Below are 19,189 nucleotides of genomic sequence, written 5' to 3' on the forward strand. Positions count from 1 at the left end.
GAACCCCTCTTACCAGAATGAAAATCTGAGGTCCTAACCGATAGACGAACGGGCCAGCTATATTGTTACGCTAATTTATTAACGTGCTTTGTTAATTTGCTTTTCAAGTTAGCTGCCTTGTTTTTGTGGATAATATTTTTCTTAGCTAATTTATCCAATAAAGCGATAACTTTTGGCAATTGTTCTGTAGCAGCAGCTTTGTTCTCTTCATTTCTTAAAGCTTTTAAAGCTGTTCTAGCAGTCTTGTGGTAATATCTGTTACGAAGTCTTCTAGTTTCGTTTTGTCTGATTCTTTTTAGTGCTGATTTATGATTTGCCATATCGTTTAAATGTGAGTGCAAAACTATAAACTTTTTTTTAAACTACCAAATTTATTTTTAAAAAATTTAATTTTCTTCTGATAGGTACTTTCTAAGTTTATTTATTGCCTGTTCTATTTTTAAATTTTCTTGTTCTTTCTCTAATTTTTTGATCGTATTTCCCAGCATGATCAGTGCATTATTCCATTCTCCAGTGGTATTGGTGAAAGTAAGTTCGTCAATTGTTACTTCAAAAGCAACCCTTTCTCCAGTCCTGTAAAGCCTGAAACTGATTTTATCATCTCTGCCTGTAATCCCGCCTTCATTGATTTGTAAATCGTAACTTTTTGGGTTAGAGTGGATTTTCTTAAAAAGCAATTTCGCTTCTTGTATTTTTAAATCCGGCATGATATAAAATTTGATAGTCTGCAGAAAACTGCAAACAATGATTTATCAATAATATTTTTCATCAGTGTGACCATATTGGTGTGACCAACAATGGATAAAATTTTTGCAAATATAATGCTTTTTTCAAATAATTCTTAATACAAATATTGCTAATAGCAATATTATGAGGTGAAGTCTCAAGTAAAATAGATATAATACGTCAAGTTCTGTCGTTACCCGAATCTACATTTGGCTCATAACAAATTCAAATGATATGATACAAAGATTAAATTACGTCTTGAGCAGAGACATTGACAGCCCTTTAGGAGAAAAAAGTGTGTTTTTTGAAACATTTGTTGTTCCTCCCGAAGATTTTGATAAAATCCCCGAAACTAAAGAAACAGAACGCATAAAATATACTTTCATACTATGTAAGAGTGGTGTTGAAGTATTTGATAGATACAAAAAAGAGGGGGTAGAAGAGAAACAATTTAAAGTTTTCTATGAAGAAGATGACCCTAAAAAAAGTAACTTTTTTGGTACTGCCTGTCGGGTAAAAATGGGAAAAGATGCCAAAGATTTCTTTAACAGAATTTATAATAATAATCAGAATACTACTTATGTAACTCCAACAGAATCAATAACAGTAAATGGGTTTGACAATCTTGTTAGAGAGCTTGCGGATGATAAAAAGATAAACGAAACTCTTTTAAAGGGTGCAATCTATCTGGAAATTGCTGAACAAAGTAAACTAAATGAGGTCTATAAAAAAGTATTCTCATTAAACAATCAGTTGGCAGATTGGATGAGAGGAGGCATAGAAACCATTGAGAAATGGAAGTTTACAGAGGAAAATTACGATTACATCAAATATTATGTAAACCCGATGTACAGCACTTATCAAAATAAAATAGGAACAATTGGTTTTTCAAAACAGGAAGTGAAATACAAACCGATTATTCCTGTTCCCATTGCTGCTCAAGAATATAAGACCATGCAAAACGCTTCTGAAGTTGCAGCAGCAGGATTTAGCAGGTTTAAAGAGTTTGCAAATTATTTTGAAGAAGTTTCTTTGGCAATAGTAACAACCATAGTAAAGGCAACACCTACTATTACGGATGATATTTTCTTTGCTGTTGTTTTCTATTTAAAAAATTTCATTGAAGATAATATCCCTGAAAGTATAAAAAATGTCTATAACAAGCTCAAAGTTTTTTTTAATGAAATATTGGAAGTTTTTTCAGGTATTGGTGCAATTATCGTGGAGAAAGTCAATCGAGAAGTTGCAAAAATTAACGCTTTTTTATGTGGTCTGCTCAATGGCTTAATTTCTTTAGCACAAACCGTTATTATGCTGTTAGCAATGGTTGCGGATAAAATTCCGTTTTTGGAGATGGAAAAAATGAGTCCGTTAGAGTTGGCAAAACATCAAGAGAAATTAGAATTCATAGAAGATTTTGTAGATTTATTTACCAAAAATTCTAAAGAATTTCTTGCAGGTATTAAAAGCCTGTTCAGTGAAGGTAAGATATGGAAAGAACTATCAAAAGTTATTGATGTACTAAAAAAGAAGTTTTCTTCAATAAAAGATTATAATGAGTATTTTTGGGCATACTTCATTGGTGCTGTTGCATTTGAACTTATCTTAGATGCTATTATTGCATATTTTACAGGAGGAAGCTCTTTAGTGGCAGACCTGTCAGCTAAAATCAGCAGAATAACAGCTAAAGCAGAAGAGTTAGGAGCGAAGGGAATACAGCTCTCTAAAAATTTAGGTGGGAAAATTGCTAATTCTGCACAAGACTTTTACAAATGGTTGGAGAAAGAGTTTCTTGAAATGCTGGAAGCTATAAAAAGTGGTAAAGTTGCGGAATGGATTAGAAAGAAAATTGAGGCTATATTTGGAAGTGGTAATAGAATTCATGATGAAGTAGTTGAGGATATTGAAGAGCTTTTCAGAAAAATTGATGATAGTTTTGGATTAGATGGAGGAAGATTGTTAACTTTAAAAGAGTTGAAAAAGCTCCGAAAGTTGCTAAAGGAATTATATGATGTAGATTTGAAAATTGTAGATAAGGACTTTGGGATGAAACAAAAACTTAAAGATTGGAATGCAAGAGGTGTAGTAGGTTCTTTCAATCCAAGACTTAAAACTATGTTTTTACGTTCAGAAGTTTCAGAATTGACAGTTTTTCATGAAATGGTTCATATGAAAACTTGGAAAAGGCTATCCCCTGAAGAGTATGCAAAATTACCTCTTTGGGAAGATGAAACAATGGTCTGGGATGCTATCTGGAAAACAAAAGAAAAATGGACTAAAAGAGAGTTAGTTGATTCTTATGAATACTTAAATGATAAGATTAGAATACCAATGGGACAACCAAAGTTAGTAATTGAAGAAATGGATGAATTGGTAAAATTAAGAAAATTAGGAATATTAAAATAAATTGATATGAAGCATACAAAAGAACAAATTGAGAAAATTGCTAAAGAGGTTTTAGATAAAACAAATTTTACATATGATACCAAAGAAAAAATGATAGTTCGTGAAAATGAAGATTTTTTTCTGGATGGAGAAAAAATTAATTCTTGGAATGTATCTGTATTTTTTGGAGAAGAAGATTGGGGGAAAAATCAACTAGCTGGACTTGTAATTAATGACGAGAATGGTCATCCTGTTTATTTACAACATAGTTTTAATAGTTTTATTTATTATAAAATTCATGATAATGGAAATATTTCAACAGAAGTAAGGCAGGGTAGTAAATAATTAAAAAATGTCAAGAATATTTCAAAAGTCTAACTAGTTCTATTTAAAAGAAATTGACAGTGGTTTTTTTGAAGATTAATTCACTCTTTAAAATGAACTTTATAAATAGGAACAGGCTTATTTTAAGCCTGTTTTTTTGTTTTTCCAATCACAATCATCTTTTTCAGACAAAGAAGGAAGTTCAAGGAACTTTCAAGGCTGAGAGCTAGAAAATATTTCCGAACCAATTTCAAGAAACAAAAAGTAACGAAAGGAAAGAAAAATTTTAGAGATCAAAAAAGATTTTCGAAATTCGCCCCGTACAAAGTGTGTATGAGAGTTCTTTTAAAATTCGTGGAGATTCCGTTGACTTTTGGAATAAAAAAATCCCTGAACTTTGTATTGAACAGGGATTGAGTGGTGTAGTTTAGTAGCCTATAGGGGAATCGAACCCCTGTTGCAAGAATGAAAATCTTGAGTCCTGACCACTAGACGAATAGGCCGAATTTTGAGGTCGCAAAAGTAGGAATTAACTTTTAAACTTCAAAATTATTTTTTTGATTTATTTATAGACTTTTTGTATCACCGTATTTTTGATACCTTTAGCATCAAGTTCTTTTTGAAGCTTTACAGCATCTTCCAATGTGTATACCTTTCCGTAGGTATAATAAAATACTCCATTATCCTTGTTTCTTTCCACATCTTTTAAATTCTGAAGGATATAAGAATTACCATTCAGCTTATCACCTGCATACACTTCAATAGTATAATATCCCATACTGATTCTCTGGTTAGGCATAAATCCTACAGCAAATGCATTTCTGAAACCTGCATCTTTCGCTGTTTTAAGGTTAATATCTTTCACTGAAGCCATATTGGTTACAGCATAGTAATACTTGTATTGTCCGTTTTCTTTAAGGGTAAGAATATAGTTCAGGCCTTTCAGGGCAGGATCATTTTCATTGTATTTTGTAGGAGAACTCATGAGTAGAATTCTGAAATCGTTTTTCAAAGGAATCTCTGCAGGTTTTTCAGGTTCTGGTTTTCTGACAGCCATAGAACCGCCGGATTTTCTGTCAACCGCTTTTTTATAATCAATAATGGCATTGTAGATACTTTCTGCAATTTCAGTCTGTCCTTTGTCTGAAGCAATATAATGGCTTTCTTCAGGGTGATTGATAAATCCTGTCTCTATCAGTACAGATGGCATGGCATTCATACGGAGAACGTGAAGATTTTTCTGAAATACACCTCTTGAAGATCTTTTATCTTTATTCACAAAGTTATCTTCTACCAGTCCTCCCAAGAGAAGACTTGATTCCAGATATTTACTTTGCTGAAGTTTCAAAGCAATTAATGACTCAGGAGAATCCGGGTTATAAGAACCAAAGATCTGCTTATCTTTTTCATCAAGGAAAATTACATCATTTTCTCTTTTGGCTACTTCCAGGTTCTCATTATTCTGGTTAGGTCCCTGTACATACGTTTCAGTTCCATACGCTGTAGGTCTTTGGGAAGAGTTACAGTGAATGGATACAAAAAGGTCTGCTTTACTTCTGTTAGCCAGATTGGTCCTGTCAGACAGAGAAGGATACTCGTCTATTTTACGGGTATATATTACTTTGAAATCTCTGTTTTTCTCTAACATGGCACCTACTTTTAATGTAATGGCAAGTGTAATGTCTTTTTCTGCAACCCTTCCAATGTCGGAATAAGTCCTGTTGGCTCCATGATCACTTCCTCCGTGTCCCGCATCCAGAACGATAGTAAACTTCTTCTGGGAGAAAATAAAGTTGCTGGTAAGGATAAGGAGAAATGATAAAATTATTTTAAAATTTTGTTTGTGCATCTTACAGTTATAAAAATTATATTAATTTTGAGCCTTAATTATATAGAATAAAATTGGCCAAAACCGTCTTCAAAAATATATTACAAATTTTAATTATCCTAATTTTTAACAATTTTTTAGCACAGAAAACTCCTGAAAAATTGCCTAAAAATGCGGTTAATGATACTATTTCCAAAAAGGATACCATAGTTGTAAAAAAAGAAGCTTTAAATGATGTTCTTCGTACAAAAGCGGATGATCAGAGAAGAGATGTTCCCAAAAAAATGACATTCCTGAACAAAAATGCTCAGGTAAAATATCAGGATATGCAGATTGATGCGGATTATATCTCTATTGATGATAATAAAAATCTGATCTACGCCAGAGGAAAACAAGACTCTTTAGGGAAGATTGTAGAGCCTGTAATCACTACACAGGCCGGGAAAAAATACGAAACCAATGAATTCAGCTATAATACAAAAACAAAACAGGCCATTGCTTTCAATGCCAGAACAGAAGAAAGCGAAGGGGTAATTATAGCCCAGAAAACTAAAAAATATAATGATTCCGTATTCGCAATGAGAAAAGCGGATTATACAACGGATGATTATTTCATTAAGAAGAAAGATACCGCAGCGGATTATTTTATGAGAGCTTATAATATTAAGCTGATTAAAACCAAAACAAAATCCCAGATCGTAACAGGTCCTATTCAGATGTTTATCGAACAGGTTCCTACGCCGCTTTACCTTCCGTTTGCTATTTTGCCATTCTCAGATAAAAGGGCTGCAGGTATTCTGATCCCAAGTTTCGGGGAAAGAGAAGATGTTGGTTTCTTCCTGAACGGAATTGGATATTATCAGCCGATTGGAGAACATTTTGACCTTAAGGTTTTAGCAGATATTTATACAAAAGGAAGCTGGAACTTACGTCCTCAGGTGAATTACCAGAAGAAATACCGCTACTCAGGAAACTTTACGGCAGATATTGGTACAATGGTGAGAGGAATCAAAGGTTTGGATGATTATACTAAAAACAGTACCTATAGAATCAACTGGACTCACTCGCAGGATTCCAAAGCCAATCCTTTCCTTACATTCAGTGCCTCTGTAGATATTGTAAGTACCAAATTCTATAACAACCCGCTTAACAACAATTACATTTTCAATCAGAATGTATTAAATACCCAGCAGAACTCTACAGTAACCCTTACCAAAAGATTCCTGAAACTTCCAATGACTATTACTGGAACTGCTTCATATTCCCAGAACTTTGCAACAGGATTGGCAGACCTTCGTCTTCCACAGATGAACGTAGCGATTAATCAGTTCTATCTGTTCAAATCAAGAACAGGGATCAGACAGGGATTGCTTGAAAATATTACAGTGAATACCGGTTTCAATCTTACCAATTTTGTGAATACTCAGGAGAACGAGCTATTTAAAAAAGAAATGTGGGATAAAATGCAGACAGGGCTTAAAAACAATATCGCATTGGCTACCAACACAACATTGGCGAAATACTTCACTTTCAGTTTAAGCGCGAATATCGATAACGCTTTGACTACAAAAACGCTGAACAGATATTATGATCCGGTAAAAAACGTAACTGTTGATGAGATCAATAAAAACTTTACAGGATACTCTACTTTTTCCACTTCCGCAAGTCTTCAGACAACACTTTTTGGAATGATGAAATTCAAAAAAGGATCTACAGTGGAAGCGATAAGACATATGATGACTCCAAGTATGAGTTTTACCTATTCACCGGATTTCTCAAGTCCTGGCTTCGGATATTACAGAAACTATTATAATGCAACCGGAGCGCTGACACCGTATTCTATTTTTGAAAAAGGAATTATCGGAAGCCCGTCAAGCGGTATGCAGGGAGCTTTAGGTTTCAATATCGGTAACAATATTGAGATGAAAGTAAAGTCCAAGAGTGACTCTACGGGAGTGAAGAAAATCAAAATTTTTGAATCTTTAAACCTGGCAGGAAGCTACAACTTTGCTGCTAAAGATCATCCCTGGTCTGTATTCTCTATCAATGGACAGTCTTCATTTTTCAATAATAAACTTACTGTAAATACCAGTCTTGCACTGGAGCCTTATAAAATTGATTTCTCATCAGGAGAAAATACAGGGGTAAGAACAGAGCAGTTCGGTCACTTCAGTGTACAGGGATTCAACGTTCAGTTATCTTATCCTTTAAGCAGTGAGATTTTTGGACAGAAAACAGATTATGCAAAGAAGTATTCTTCGAAGGGAGAAGTCCGAAATGAAAATTATTATTTTGATGATGATCATTATGCTCACTTTGATCAGGCATGGACTTTGAATATCAGCGCGAATTATGCATACTCAAAAGGATTGAGCAAATTCGCCAATAAAATTGCATCCATAGGATTAGACGGTAGTATCAAACTTACTCCTTACTGGAATATCAACGGAAGTACGCATTATGACATGGTGACTAAAGAATTGGCATATACAAGGATTGGTTTTTCAAGAGATCAGCGAAGTTTTACGATCAATTTCAACTGGGTTCCTTTCGGACAGTATAAAGTGTATGACTTCTTTATCGGTATCAAAGCCAATATCTTAAGTGATGCATTGAAGTACAAAGACAGAAGTTTTACCCAGCCTAATGCACCTTTCTAATATCAGATTGGCATTTGTGAATATAAATTTTATATTTGCAGGCAGAATAAATGCTAATGAAATCACTGTTGACAAAATTCGCAAACCAGCGAACATAACAGATAGTGATCACCTATGATCTGGAAAAAATTAAATATCCGCATATGAAACAAATAATCAACACAGTTAATGCACCTGCAGCTATCGGACCTTATTCACAAGCTAATATGGCAAACGGAGTTTTGTATATCTCCGGACAGATTCCTGTAGATCCTGCAACGGGTAAACTGGTAGAAGGAATTGAAAAGGAAACGCATCAGGTAATGAAAAATCTTGAAGCCATTCTTACTGAGGCTGGCATGACTTTCAAAAACGTTGTAAAAGCGACCATCTTCCTTAAGAGTATGGATGATTTTGCTGTAATGAATGATATTTATGCATCATACTTAGATTCAGAAAGCTATCCTGCCCGAGAAACAGTACAGGTTTCATGTTTGCCTAAAAATGTGGATATCGAAATTTCTATGATTGCACATCAGGATTAATGAACTTTATAAGAAATACAATTGCGGTTCTGATAGGTCTTTGTATTGCAGGACTTATAATTACTCTTGGTATAAGGGCTTTTCCGCAATGGATAACTTTTGAGGCTTTTGCTCCGTTTGAGCATTGGCAAAGGTTTCTTTTAAGCATGAAAGATGATAAGGCGTTTTTCAGCTTCCTTTTATTTATTTCCGGATTGGGAACTACCATCGGGGGAGTTGCGACGGCCATTATCGTTAAATATGCTAAAGTAGCCTATGCTATTCTGATTGGCTTTATTATGCTTTTTATCGCCATGTTGGATGTCATTATTTTTCCTTATCATCCTACATTTTATAAGATCTCTATTTTTCTTACGTTCTTTCCGTTTTCATGGATTGGGGGGAAGATTGTAGAAGTGATCTACGAAAGGAATAAAAAGAAGAATATCGCTGATAAAATGAACAAGTCTAAATAAATAATAAAAAAGCGCTGCAAATATCTGCAGCGCTTTTTGTTGATATGAAAAACTAATTTGTTTTCTGATTAAGGCATTTTGAAACCTTTTGTATAAATTCTTCCATAGTCATCCACGAATTTCACCTGTACATTCCCCTGATATTTCTCAAGGATCTTTTCAACATCTTTCTGTGAATTGACCGGCTTGCCATTGATTTCGATGATGATATAGTTATCTACGATCCCGATTTTAGCCATTTCGCTGCCCTCAGATACGTTTTTAGCCACTACACCACTATTCAGGCCGTATTCTGTTTTGAAACGCTCTGTAAGGGGATCAAATTCGGATCCGATTTTTTCTGTTACACTAAGGTCGGCTTTCGTTCTTGTTGAAGTGCCTCCTTTCTGGTCTCTAAGCGTTACAGATGTAGTACTTTCTTTGCCATTTCTTGAATAAGTAACCTGTACTTTATCACCAGGACGTTTGCTTCCGATAGACATAGAAAGATCAGCAAAGTCTGTGATATCGTAGTTGTCTACTTTAGTGATTACGTCTCCTTTTTTCAGTCCTGCATCTTCAGCACCACTATTTTCACCAAATCCTGTAATATAAATTCCTGAACCTACCTTCAGATTTGTTTTAAATTGTTTGTTGTATGAACTTACCAATTGGTCATTCGAAAGATCTAAAGACTGAACTCCAAGGAATCCTCTCTGTACAATTCCGAATTTCTTGATATCTTCAACAATTTTTCTTGCCAGGTTGGAAGGAACGGCAAATCCATATCCCTGGTAATATCCTGTGGTAGATTGAATCGCGGAGTTGATCCCGATAAGCTCCCCATTCGTGTTTACCAAAGCTCCTCCTGAGTTACCCGGGTTGATGGCGGCATCCGTTTGAATGAAACTTTCAATAGGATTAGTAGCCTTTCCTTGGCCTCCCAAGATTCCGATACCTCTTCCTTTTGCAGAAACAATACCGGCTGTTACTGTAGAATTTAATCCTAATGGATTTCCTACTGCAAGTACCCATTGTCCCACATCAATATTGTCAGAGTTCGCGAAATTCAGATAAGGAAGACCTTTTTCTTCAATCTTTAATAAAGAGATATCTGTATTAGGGTCTGTTCCTACCAAAGTAGCGATATATGATTTTTTGTTGCTTAAAACAACTTCAAGCTTGTTAGCACCTGCTACCACGTGGTTGTTGGAAATAATGTAACCGTCCGGAGAGATGATGACACCGGAACCCATTCCAGATGGCATATTGTCAGGAGCTTGTTGCTGCTTCTGTCTCTGCTGGCCTCTTCCCCCGAAAGGATCTCCAAAGAAAAAGTCGAACAAATCCTGCTCTGAAGCTCTGCTTGAGGTTCTGCTCTGATAGTTTTTAATGGTAACTACAGCCGGAACGGTGGTTTTAGCCGCTTTTACAAAATCATCACCTACAGCTCCTGTATTCATTCCTGCGAATGATGTATTAGGTGCGGCTGTTGTGAAATAAGATTGATCTCCATTATTAGAGCCATGTCCGAAATATTGTAAAGCTCCAACGGTAGTAGCTCCAGATAATACCCCTACTACTGCAAATGGTAATAGTTTTTTTAAAGTAGTCTTCATTGTATATCTTTCTTGTTTATTAATTAATTTCATTTTTATGTTTTTGAGTAAACAAATTTAATGTTAAATAAGTAAGCAATTAGTATGCTATGTTTCAATTTTAACTAAAATTTAACGGCTATTATATCATTTTATGTCTTATGTCATAATTGTTAATGTCACAGTTAACAAAACTTAAAAAAAAATTAAAGAAAATATGGCAGAATCATGATGTAAAGTAATCTCTTTTTCATTGCAGACAGGTTATTACTTACTATCCTTGATTGATGTCATAAATATACTTAATTCAAAAATTATTACCTTTGCAAAAATTTTATTCTCACTTAAAACGTTTATAGCATGCAACTGTATAACACCTTAAGCGCAGAAGAAAGAGCTCAACTTATTGATGAAGCCGGTAAAGACCGTCTTACTTTGTCTTTCTATGCGTATGCCAAAATTGAAGACCCCAAAAAATTTCGCGACGAATTATTTATAGCCTGGAATGCACTGGATGCACTTGGCCGTATTTATGTTGCAACAGAAGGAATTAATGCTCAGATGAGTGTTCCTGCAGATCAGTTTGAGGCTTTTCGTGATACGCTGGAAGTTTATGACTTCATGAAAGGAATCCGTTTGAACGTAGCGGTAGACCATGACAATTACTCATTTTTAAAATTAACCATAAAAGTCAGGAATAAAATTGTTGCTGACGGTTTGAATGACGAGACTTTTGACGTAACCAATAAAGGAATTCACTTAAAAGCTCAGGAATTCAATAATATGCTGGAAGATCCCAATACCATTGTTGTAGATTTCAGAAATCACTACGAAAGTGAAGTTGGGCATTTTGAAGGAGCAATTACTCCGGATGTGGAAAACTTCAGAGAAAGCTTACCTATTATTAACGAACAGCTGCAGGATTTTAAAGAAGATAAAAACCTGCTGATGTATTGTACCGGAGGAATCCGTTGTGAAAAAGCAAGTGCTTACTTCAAGCATCAGGGATTCAAAAATGTATATCAACTGGAAGGCGGTATCATTGAATATACACGCCAGATCAAAGAAGAAGGAATAAAAAGTAAATTCATCGGTAAAAACTTCGTATTTGACCACCGCTTAGGAGAGAGAATTACAGACGATATTATTGCACAATGCCATCAGTGCGGAAAACCTTGTGATAATCATACCAATTGTGCCAATGATGCCTGTCATCTATTGTTTATCCAATGTGATGATTGTAAAGCAGCGATGGAAAACTGCTGTTCTGCAGAATGTCTGGATACCATCCATTTACCTTGGGATGAACAGGTGAAACTGAGAAAAGGGTTACAGGTTGGAAATAAAGTATTCAGAAAAGGAAAATCCGATGCCCTGAAATTTAAAAACTCAGGAGATTTAACTGATAAGCCTTTAGCAAAAGCCGAAACAAAAAATATCCGCCAGAAGATTGCTGTTAAAAAAGAATTGATAGGTAAAGCAGAACATTACTATTCAAAATCAAAAATTGCGCAGTTTTTAATTGAGCATAAAGATCTGTCAGTTGGAGATAAAGTATTAATTTCAGGTCCTACAACAGGAGAGCAGGAGGTTACTATTACTGAAATCTATGCTAACGGAGGTCCTTGTGAAACAGCAAATATAGGAGATCAGATTACTTTTGCATTACCGTTCAGAGTTCGCTTATCTGATAAGCTGTACAGAATTGTACAAAATGCATAATTCCGAACTTTCAATAAATTATTTCTGTTTAATAACTTAGTAATTCCGGACTCAAAATGACAAAAAACGGAACAATAGAATTGATGTCTCCTGCAGGAGATTTCATATCACTTCAGGCGGCTATAGATAATGGGGCTGACTCTGTCTATTTTGGTGTTGAGCAACTCAACATGCGTGCAAGAGCAACAATGAATTTCACCATTGATGATCTGCCGGAAATCGCCAGAAGATGTGCTGAAAAAGGAGTAAGAACTTATCTTACCCTTAACACCATCATATATGATCATGATTTGTCTATTGTCAGAACACTTTTAGATAAAGCTAAAGAAGCTGGTCTTACTGCTGTAATTGCAATGGATCAGGCTGTAATCTCTTATGCAAGACAAATTGGTATGGAGGTGCATATTTCTACGCAGATTAATATAACCAATATTGAAACCGTAAAATTCTATGCTCTTTTTGCTGATACAATGGTGATGAGCCGTGAATTAAGTATCAGCCAGATCAAAAAAATCTGTACTCAGATTGAAAAAGATCAGGTGAAAGGACCTTCCGGTAATCTTGTTGAAGTGGAAATTTTCGGACATGGTGCCTTATGTATGGCCGTATCCGGGAAGTGTTATCTAAGCCTGCATTCTCATAATTCTTCTGCAAACAGAGGCGCGTGCAAACAGAACTGCCGAAAAAAATATACTGTGATTGATCAGGAATCAGGTTTTGAAATTGAACTTGATAATGAATATATGATGTCTCCCAAAGACCTTTGTACCATTGGTTTTCTGAATCAGATTGTGGATGCCGGCGTGAAAGTCTTAAAGATAGAAGGAAGAGGAAGAGCACCTGAATATGTAGCAACAGTTACAAAATGTTATAGAGAAGCAATTGACAGTATTGCTGAAGGAACATTTTCTCAGGAAAAAGTGGATGAATGGATGAAACTTCTGGAAACCGTATACAATAGAGGTTTCTGGAGTGGATATTATCTTGGCCAGGAGCTGGGTGACTGGTCTTCGAACTCAGGTTCCAGTGCAACACAAAAGAAAGTTTATATAGGAAAAGGGCGGCATTTCTATCCGAAAGCCAATATTGCAGAGTTTGTGGTTGAAGCCTATGATATTTCCGTAGGAGACAGTGTACTTATACAGGGACCCACTACAGGATCACAGGAAATGATCATCGAAAGCATGATCGTTGATAAGAAGGAAGGAGCTGAAAAGGCAACAAAGTCTGATGTGATTACTTTCCCTACGAAGTTTCGTGTACGGGCAAGTGACAAATTATATAAAATTGTTAAAGCGTAATGGTCATTGCTACACTTCAAAGAGATAAATGTATTGGTTGCAATTATTGTGTTGAATTCGCTCCGGAATATTTTAGAATGTCTAAAAAGGATGGTAAATCAGTATTGCTTAAGACGGTAGATAAAAAAGGCTTCTATACTTTAAAAACATCTGATCAGGAAGCGTTTGAGCATTTGGAGAAAGCGGCAAACGCCTGTCCTGTGAAAATTATTTCTGTAAGAATTACTTAATCATTATGCTGAAAGCTGAACTTAGAAAAAAATATACCCAAAAAAGAAAGGCCTTGTCTACCGATGAGGCTTTCCTGTTATCTCAAAAGATTTTTGAAAATTTCATTCAGTATTTCAATCCGAAAGAATCGGAGAAAGTACATGTTTTTATCCCGATTCCGGCAAGAATGGAAATTGATACCCAGATATTCATTGATTATTTTTTAGCACAGAATATCCGTGTTTATGTGCCTAAAATTGTAACTGACAAGCTGATTGCTATTGAAATTTTTGAAGATACTGTTTTTGAAACCAACAGTTGGGGGATTTCGGAACCTGTTTCTAATGATGATTCGGGGGAAAATTACTTTCATTATGTGATTACACCTTTATTATACTGTGATAAAAAAGGAAATCGGGTAGGATACGGTAAAGGATTCTATGACGGCTTGTTTCAAAGCATTTCTTCTGAGACAAAAAAAATCGGAGTCAATTATTTTGACCCCGATGAATATGTGGATGATGTCTGGGAAAATGATATTCCTCTGGACTATCTGGTTACTCCTACAGACGTACTGTCTTTCTTGAGCGGCTTGGAATAAAAATCTAAAAAGTAGAATTTAAATTCTTTTTTAAGCTTTGATGTAGACAATAAGATGTATTGTGCATTCTTTTCAAAGCTTCCCAGCGATTTGTTTTTATTATCAAAATATTCCACATTGAACTTGGCGTAGTCCAACGTGTCTTTTTTATAAAACTCTTTATATACATTCAGATTGCTGACTTTCGCTGTTTTTGCTTTCATGCTGTCCAGTTCTTTCAGCAGTCTTTTAAATGTCAGAGAATCCGGTTTGTGAAAATAACTTTCCATCTGGGAATAAATGACAGTATCTATTTCCGTATTCCTGTTTCCACTAAGATAGAGGGTAGACAGGTCAAGAAGTTCCTGAACTTTCTGTTTGGTGATGGAGTTGATAGCCTGCATACTATCCATCTGTACGGCGGGATAGCTTTTTTCATTGTTGCTGTTTCGTAGTTTATCGAGGTCGCTTACCTCTGAAGTTTTATTATTACAGGCAATAACTAAAGTCAGAAGCACGGTGAAAATTAAAAAATTACTTATTCTTTTCATCTGTGGTAGCAATTTTAAATTTGATGGATACAATTTTACCTTTGATATCCTTTTTCATTTCTATTACATTCAGGTTTTTCAGAGAGGTTGTTGGCGTGGTTACCAGAGTGATATACTTTTGTTTATCCAGCCTTTCAATGCCATAAGTATCATTATCATACACCTGATAGATGACTGCATTGCTGCTGATCAGGTTTTCCAGCTGATTTCTTTTCTGCTTAATAAGAGCAACCTGCTCATCCGGATTCCCTCCTTTGATGTCTTTTATAGAGAAATAATACACAGCCATCTTATAATCATCCGGCTTTAGTTCTATTTTTTCTTCTTCAGGGGCATTTTCAAGGCTTCTGTTGACCTCCAGAGGCTCGTAGAAAGGAGCGCTGATTCGCATTTTTAGATTTTTATCCTTGCTGGAATAATAGAAGCACTCGCCGGGCTTTATTTTATACATCAACGGAGATTCGTTTTCTTTCACCACCATTATTTCTAAGGTATTGATCACAGAAACTCCTCTGTCCTTATCAATGAAACAATATTTATAAGTTTTCGAAAAAAGTACATCTTTAAATCCTAAAAGGCCGGTAATGGTAATCAAAACTGAAGTAACAAGTGCCCAGGCGTTCTTTTTGAAGAAATTTTTCTTAGGCGGAACAGTTGAAATTTCAATCTCATTTGTTGTCGCTTTGTTTTGTGTAATTTGTTGATTTTCAGTATTTGATTTTTGTAAATCAGTGTTTTCTTGGGTGCTTGTTTCAACTTTTTTAGGCTGAAATTCAGTTTTTGGAAGTTCTGGGGCTGAAGAAACTGTTTGTTCAAGTTCATCTATATCTTCTTCATCAAAATTTTCATTTTCCTGCAACAATTCGCCGGCAAAAAGATGTTGCTTTTTGAACTCGTACCAGGAGTCATAACCCGCATAAATACTCAATAAATTGAGCATATCTATCCTTGGTAATTTAGTAACAGGTGAAGTTTTAAAATAAGTGTAGAATGACTTTTCACTGATGTTACCTTTCGCTTTTTTTCGAAGGTCTTCCTGAAAATATATAATATCTATACCCTTCCACTTGGATATGTCATCCTGCGAAGGGGTATATTCTTTTAAGTATTGACCCTGAACTTCCTTTTTTAGCTGTTCAAAGTGTAATAGATCTAAATCTGTCAATTTTTCAAAAAATAATTAAATTGTTGATTATCAGCTATGTTTTTTTGTAAAACTATTTTACAAAGGTATTACAATTATTTTTCATAGACAAACTTTCTAACTGCTCTACCTTTGTCTTGTTCAAATAACAGAACAGAAGAAAATTTTATAAAACAATATTAACAAAATTAAATTTAATTTATTATGAAAAAGTCATTATTCGTAGCTGCTATCGCTGCAATCTCTCTAGTTGCTTGTAAAAAAACTGAAGCTACTGCTACTGAAGGTACAACTGATTCTGCTGCTGCTACTGTAGCTGATTCTGCTGCTGTAGTTTCTGATTCTGCTGCTAAAGTTGTTGATTCTGCTGCAACTACTGCTGTAGAAGCTACTAAAGATGCTGCTGCTGCTACTACTGCTGCTGGTGCTGAAGTTGCTAAAGATGCTGCTAAAGGTGCTGCTGACGCTGCTAAAGGTGCTGCTGATGCTGCTAAAGGAGCTGCTGATGCTGCTAAAGATGCTGCTAAGAAATAATTCTAGCATAAGCTTAACAATAAAAGAACCGTTTCACCCAGTGAAACGGTTTTTTTTATGCTTAGTCATTTGCGAGCATTGGCGAAGCAATCTCTTTACTATAAAAATAAGACCAATAGTCTATCCCTTCTTTTGCTTCAGAGATTCATAACACGTAATAGCCACAGCATTACTCAGATTTAATGAATCAATACTTCCTGCCATAGGAATCAATGTGTTTTTTCCTTTCCCGATCCAGAAATCACTTAGTCCGGAATGTTCCGTACCGAATAATACCGCAGAACGCTGTCTGAAATCTCTCTTATAAAGATCTTCAGCACTTTCGTCCATAAGCGTTGTATAGATATTAAAACTATTTTTTTGAAGGAATTCCAATGTTTCTTCGTTTTCAGCCTGATATACTTCCATCCCGAAAAGACATCCTACACTGGATCTGATTACATTAGGATTGTAGAAATCGGTTTTTCCGTCAGCAACAATCAGTGCATCTATACCAAATGCTTCACAGCTTCTTAATATAGCGCCAAGATTTCCCGGCTTTTCAACACCTTCAACAATAATTACTGTAGAATCTTCTTTAGGAATAAATGATGAAAGTAAAGTTTCTTTTGCATGGTAGATACCGATAATTCCTTCAGAACTCCCTCTGTAAGCGATTTTTTCATATACTTTTTCGTTTACATAATGGATTTTTCCACCGGGAAGAGTTCCTTTAAAGATATTTTCACAGACAAAGAACTCCAGCGGTTCAAAATCATACTGAATAGCTCTTTCATTTTCCTGCTGTCCTTCTACTACAAAAACTTTTGATTTTTTGCGAAATCTGTTGTCAGTAAGAAGCTTAGTGACATTTTTTACTTTATCGTTTTGAAAACTTTCTATCAACATGCTGCAAAATTATGCAAAATTTATGATTGAACTTCTCTGGTTTTAACAAAAATGGTTTTCCAAGTGATCTCCATTGGAATTTTATTTTTCCATTTAAAAAAGATAAGAATGGTCATTTAGCCAATTAATAGCCATTTTATTTCGAACATAGCTTGCTCAGAAGAATACTGCTTCCAATAACTAAGGGGAATAGCTTTTCTGAGGTTTAGCTTTCTGATGTTTCTGTGAAACTGCTGTTGTCAATAAGACTTTGAGGCAGATCTTTTTTATTTTTGATTCCTAATGATTTCAATTTTTGAGTCTGAATCACCAGGTTGTCATTTCCGGTATGAAGCTGTTTGTAAGCATCATTGTATACATTTTTCGCCTGATCAAGATTTCGGCCTACCTTTTCCAGGTTTTCTACGAAGCCTACGAATTTATCATAAAGTCTGGCTCCTCGTTCAGCGATTTCAATAGAATTTCGGTTCTGATATTCGCGTTTCCAAAGATCGGCAATCAGCTTAAGGGAAGTGATCAGATTGCTTGGATTAAGCAGAAGGATTCTTCTTTCATAGGCATAGTTCCAAAGATTCTGATCTGCCTGCATCGCTGCAATATAAGCGGGTTCACTCGGAATAAACATCATTACGAAATCCAGTGATTTTCCATAATCATCGTATGCTTTCTGACTTAATTGATTAATATGGTTTTTAATTGATCCAAGGTGCTGGCTAAGTTTTATGGCGTAAACATCGGCGTCGGTTTCGTCTACCAATTCGGTAAAAGCAGTCAGTGACACTTTAGAATCAATGATGACATTTCTTTCATCCGGATATTTTACAACGGCATCAGGTCGCATTTTCTTTCCGGAAAATTCGGAAAATAAAGCTTTGTTGTCTTCATCGCGCAATTCATGCTCCAGGAAATATTCTCTTCCTTTTACCAGTCCCGATTTTTCAAGAATACTTTCCAGAATCATTTCACCCCAGTTCCCTTGTGTTTTGCTTTCTCCTTTCAGTGCGCGGGTCAGTTTTTTGGCATCCTCAGAAATCTGCTGATTCAGTTCCGCCAATTCCTTCACTTTTTCTGCAAGGGAGAAACGCTCTTTATTTTCCTTTTCATAGGCTTCGTTGACTTTGTTTTTTAAGTCTGCAATTTTCTCCTGAAAAGGTTCAAGAATATTTTTTAAGTTATTTTGATTTAAAGCCGTAAACTTTTCTGTCTTTTCTTCTAAAATTTTATTGGCAAGGTTTTCAAACTGAAGTTTAGACTCTTCCTGAATTTTGACAATTTCTTCTTTCTGGGTGTCAAGAGATTGTTGGAGACCTTCATTTTTGGCAGAAAGCTCAGAGTTTTTAGCAAAAAGAGTCTGTTTTTCAAGAATGTGGGTTTCTATCTGAGAAGTCTGTCTCTGATTGATTTGTTTTAACTCCTGAAACTGGATGTTTAAAGAAGAATATTCGGCGGATATTTTAGAAAATTCATTTTTCAGATCATCCAGAAGATCCTGCTGCAGCATATTGGTTTCTTTCTCTTTACTGATATTCTGATGAAGCTCCTGAATTTTCAGATTGGAATTTTCAAGATCAGATTGGTTTTTGATAGCTAAGGTATTCAGCGCATCATAAGAACTTCTGGAAACCATTGACGATTTAAGTGCAAAATATAAAATAACTGCTCCCAGTACACCACCGGCAACCAACCCAATAATTAAATAGATCATCTCCATGTTTCAAAATTATGAAAAAAGGCTGGAAGCTGTATGAACAATACCGCCTGTTTGTTCTACTATTTTAAA

18 protein-coding genes and 1 tRNA gene are annotated in these 19,189 nt (G+C 35.3%); 10 read left to right on the plus strand and 9 right to left on the minus strand.

Annotated features, from left to right (window positions below):
* Positions 1-65: 65 nt before the first annotated feature.
* Together rpsT and ACODR7_RS11260 are read right to left on the minus strand one after the other, a co-directional pair.
* Positions 66-320, minus strand: coding sequence for a 30S ribosomal protein S20 (gene rpsT / locus ACODR7_RS11255; protein WP_002983073.1), 255 nt, complete (start codon positions 318-320; stop codon positions 66-68).
* 66 nt (positions 321-386) lie between these two features.
* Positions 387-707, minus strand: a complete 321-nt coding sequence (locus ACODR7_RS11260) for a hypothetical protein (RefSeq protein ID WP_105683297.1) — start codon at positions 705-707, stop codon at positions 387-389.
* A gap of 253 nt (positions 708-960) precedes the next feature.
* On the opposite strand from ACODR7_RS11260, the gene ACODR7_RS11265 reads away from it, so the two are divergent.
* Together ACODR7_RS11265 and ACODR7_RS11270 are read left to right on the plus strand one after the other, a co-directional pair.
* The gene (locus ACODR7_RS11265) at positions 961-3,132 is read left to right on the plus strand and encodes a zincin-like metallopeptidase toxin domain-containing protein (RefSeq protein ID WP_488839091.1); all 2,172 of its coding nucleotides are present in this window, start codon (positions 961-963) and stop codon (positions 3,130-3,132) included.
* A 6-nt stretch (positions 3,133-3,138) separates the two neighbouring features.
* Positions 3,139-3,456 carry a hypothetical protein gene (locus ACODR7_RS11270; protein WP_488839092.1) on the plus strand — a complete coding sequence of 106 codons (318 nt, stop codon included), beginning with the start codon at positions 3,139-3,141 and terminating at the stop codon, positions 3,454-3,456.
* A 410-nt stretch (positions 3,457-3,866) separates the two neighbouring features.
* On the opposite strand, the gene ACODR7_RS11275 is transcribed toward ACODR7_RS11270, so the two are convergent.
* Positions 3,867-3,938 (minus strand) — tRNA-Glu (locus ACODR7_RS11275).
* Between the two features lie 59 nt (positions 3,939-3,997).
* On the minus strand, positions 3,998-5,284 hold the full coding sequence (locus ACODR7_RS11280; protein ID WP_488839093.1) for an N-acetylmuramoyl-L-alanine amidase family protein: 1,287 nt from the start codon (positions 5,282-5,284) through the stop codon (positions 3,998-4,000).
* A gap of 53 nt (positions 5,285-5,337) precedes the next feature.
* Here ACODR7_RS11280 and ACODR7_RS11285 point away from each other — a divergent pair, with 53 nt between their 5' ends.
* The 3 genes from ACODR7_RS11285 to ACODR7_RS11295 all read left to right on the plus strand — a co-directional run bounded on the left by ACODR7_RS11285 (position 5,338) and on the right by ACODR7_RS11295 (position 8,902).
* Positions 5,338-7,923 (plus strand): putative LPS assembly protein LptD, encoded by a 2,586-nt coding sequence (locus ACODR7_RS11285; protein WP_488839094.1) that lies wholly within the window; start codon positions 5,338-5,340, stop codon positions 7,921-7,923.
* A 143-nt stretch (positions 7,924-8,066) separates the two neighbouring features.
* The gene (locus ACODR7_RS11290) at positions 8,067-8,447 is read left to right on the plus strand and encodes a RidA family protein (RefSeq protein ID WP_034694591.1); all 381 of its coding nucleotides are present in this window, start codon (positions 8,067-8,069) and stop codon (positions 8,445-8,447) included.
* Positions 8,447-8,902 (plus strand): hypothetical protein, encoded by a 456-nt coding sequence (locus ACODR7_RS11295; RefSeq protein ID WP_488839095.1) that lies wholly within the window; start codon positions 8,447-8,449, stop codon positions 8,900-8,902. The genes ACODR7_RS11290 and ACODR7_RS11295 overlap by 1 nt, the downstream gene beginning before the upstream one ends.
* A gap of 68 nt (positions 8,903-8,970) precedes the next feature.
* Here ACODR7_RS11295 and ACODR7_RS11300 read toward each other — a convergent pair whose 3' ends face one another.
* Positions 8,971-10,500: a trypsin-like peptidase domain-containing protein gene (locus ACODR7_RS11300; RefSeq protein ID WP_488839230.1), complete on the minus strand. Its 1,530-nt coding sequence runs from the start codon at positions 10,498-10,500 to the stop codon at positions 8,971-8,973.
* A 339-nt stretch (positions 10,501-10,839) separates the two neighbouring features.
* Between ACODR7_RS11300 and trhO the strand changes: the two genes are divergently transcribed.
* From trhO to ACODR7_RS11320, 4 genes are read left to right on the plus strand one after another with little or no spacing between them, the layout of a single operon-like run.
* Positions 10,840-12,201 (plus strand): oxygen-dependent tRNA uridine(34) hydroxylase TrhO, encoded by a 1,362-nt coding sequence (trhO, locus tag ACODR7_RS11305; RefSeq protein ID WP_488839096.1) that lies wholly within the window; start codon positions 10,840-10,842, stop codon positions 12,199-12,201.
* A 56-nt stretch (positions 12,202-12,257) separates the two neighbouring features.
* Positions 12,258-13,502 (plus strand): peptidase U32 family protein, encoded by a 1,245-nt coding sequence (locus ACODR7_RS11310; protein WP_488839097.1) that lies wholly within the window; start codon positions 12,258-12,260, stop codon positions 13,500-13,502.
* Positions 13,502-13,732, plus strand: a complete 231-nt coding sequence (locus ACODR7_RS11315) for a ferredoxin (RefSeq protein WP_076597023.1) — start codon at positions 13,502-13,504, stop codon at positions 13,730-13,732. Before ACODR7_RS11310 ends, ACODR7_RS11315 begins: the two co-directional genes overlap by 1 nt.
* A gap of 5 nt (positions 13,733-13,737) precedes the next feature.
* Positions 13,738-14,313: a 5-formyltetrahydrofolate cyclo-ligase gene (locus tag ACODR7_RS11320; protein WP_488839098.1), complete on the plus strand. Its 576-nt coding sequence runs from the start codon at positions 13,738-13,740 to the stop codon at positions 14,311-14,313.
* On the opposite strand, the gene ACODR7_RS11325 is transcribed toward ACODR7_RS11320, so the two are convergent.
* Positions 14,262-14,843, minus strand: coding sequence for a hypothetical protein (locus ACODR7_RS11325; RefSeq protein WP_110366442.1), 582 nt, complete (start codon positions 14,841-14,843; stop codon positions 14,262-14,264). The two genes, ACODR7_RS11320 and ACODR7_RS11325, sit on opposite strands and share 52 nt — an antisense overlap.
* On the minus strand, positions 14,827-16,008 hold the full coding sequence (locus ACODR7_RS11330) for a hypothetical protein (RefSeq protein WP_488839099.1): 1,182 nt from the start codon (positions 16,006-16,008) through the stop codon (positions 14,827-14,829). Before ACODR7_RS11330 ends, ACODR7_RS11325 begins: the two co-directional genes overlap by 17 nt.
* A gap of 183 nt (positions 16,009-16,191) precedes the next feature.
* On the opposite strand from ACODR7_RS11330, the gene ACODR7_RS11335 reads away from it, so the two are divergent.
* Positions 16,192-16,521 (plus strand): hypothetical protein, encoded by a 330-nt coding sequence (locus ACODR7_RS11335; RefSeq protein WP_034694620.1) that lies wholly within the window; start codon positions 16,192-16,194, stop codon positions 16,519-16,521.
* 120 nt (positions 16,522-16,641) lie between these two features.
* Here the strand turns inward: ACODR7_RS11335 and ACODR7_RS11340 are convergent, their stop codons facing one another.
* On the minus strand, positions 16,642-17,409 hold the full coding sequence (locus ACODR7_RS11340) for a TrmH family RNA methyltransferase (RefSeq protein ID WP_488839100.1): 768 nt from the start codon (positions 17,407-17,409) through the stop codon (positions 16,642-16,644).
* A gap of 205 nt (positions 17,410-17,614) precedes the next feature.
* Entirely contained in the window at positions 17,615-19,120 is a 1,506-nt protein-coding gene (locus tag ACODR7_RS11345) for a DNA recombination protein RmuC (RefSeq protein ID WP_488839101.1), read from the minus strand.
* Positions 19,121-19,189 lie beyond the last annotated feature (69 nt).

The organism is Chryseobacterium sp. FG46, assembly GCF_057809135.1.

Coding starts and splice junctions, on each gene's coding strand:
- rpsT (WP_002983073.1), bottom strand. CDS start 320: ATGGCAAATCATAAATCAGCACTAAAAAGAATCAGACAAAACGAAACT.
- ACODR7_RS11260 (WP_105683297.1), bottom strand. CDS start 707: ATGCCGGATTTAAAAATACAAGAAGCGAAATTGCTTTTTAAGAAAATC.
- ACODR7_RS11265 (WP_488839091.1), top strand. CDS start 961: ATGATACAAAGATTAAATTACGTCTTGAGCAGAGACATTGACAGCCCT.
- ACODR7_RS11270 (WP_488839092.1), top strand. CDS start 3,139: ATGAAGCATACAAAAGAACAAATTGAGAAAATTGCTAAAGAGGTTTTA.
- ACODR7_RS11280 (WP_488839093.1), bottom strand. CDS start 5,284: ATGCACAAACAAAATTTTAAAATAATTTTATCATTTCTCCTTATCCTT.
- ACODR7_RS11290 (WP_034694591.1), top strand. CDS start 8,067: ATGAAACAAATAATCAACACAGTTAATGCACCTGCAGCTATCGGACCT.
- ACODR7_RS11295 (WP_488839095.1), top strand. CDS start 8,447: ATGAACTTTATAAGAAATACAATTGCGGTTCTGATAGGTCTTTGTATT.
- ACODR7_RS11300 (WP_488839230.1), bottom strand. CDS start 10,500: ATGAAGACTACTTTAAAAAAACTATTACCATTTGCAGTAGTAGGGGTA.
- trhO (WP_488839096.1), top strand. CDS start 10,840: ATGCAACTGTATAACACCTTAAGCGCAGAAGAAAGAGCTCAACTTATT.
- ACODR7_RS11310 (WP_488839097.1), top strand. CDS start 12,258: ATGACAAAAAACGGAACAATAGAATTGATGTCTCCTGCAGGAGATTTC.
- ACODR7_RS11315 (WP_076597023.1), top strand. CDS start 13,502: ATGGTCATTGCTACACTTCAAAGAGATAAATGTATTGGTTGCAATTAT.
- ACODR7_RS11320 (WP_488839098.1), top strand. CDS start 13,738: ATGCTGAAAGCTGAACTTAGAAAAAAATATACCCAAAAAAGAAAGGCC.
- ACODR7_RS11325 (WP_110366442.1), bottom strand. CDS start 14,843: ATGAAAAGAATAAGTAATTTTTTAATTTTCACCGTGCTTCTGACTTTA.
- ACODR7_RS11335 (WP_034694620.1), top strand. CDS start 16,192: ATGAAAAAGTCATTATTCGTAGCTGCTATCGCTGCAATCTCTCTAGTT.
- ACODR7_RS11340 (WP_488839100.1), bottom strand. CDS start 17,409: ATGTTGATAGAAAGTTTTCAAAACGATAAAGTAAAAAATGTCACTAAG.
- ACODR7_RS11345 (WP_488839101.1), bottom strand. CDS start 19,120: ATGGAGATGATCTATTTAATTATTGGGTTGGTTGCCGGTGGTGTACTG.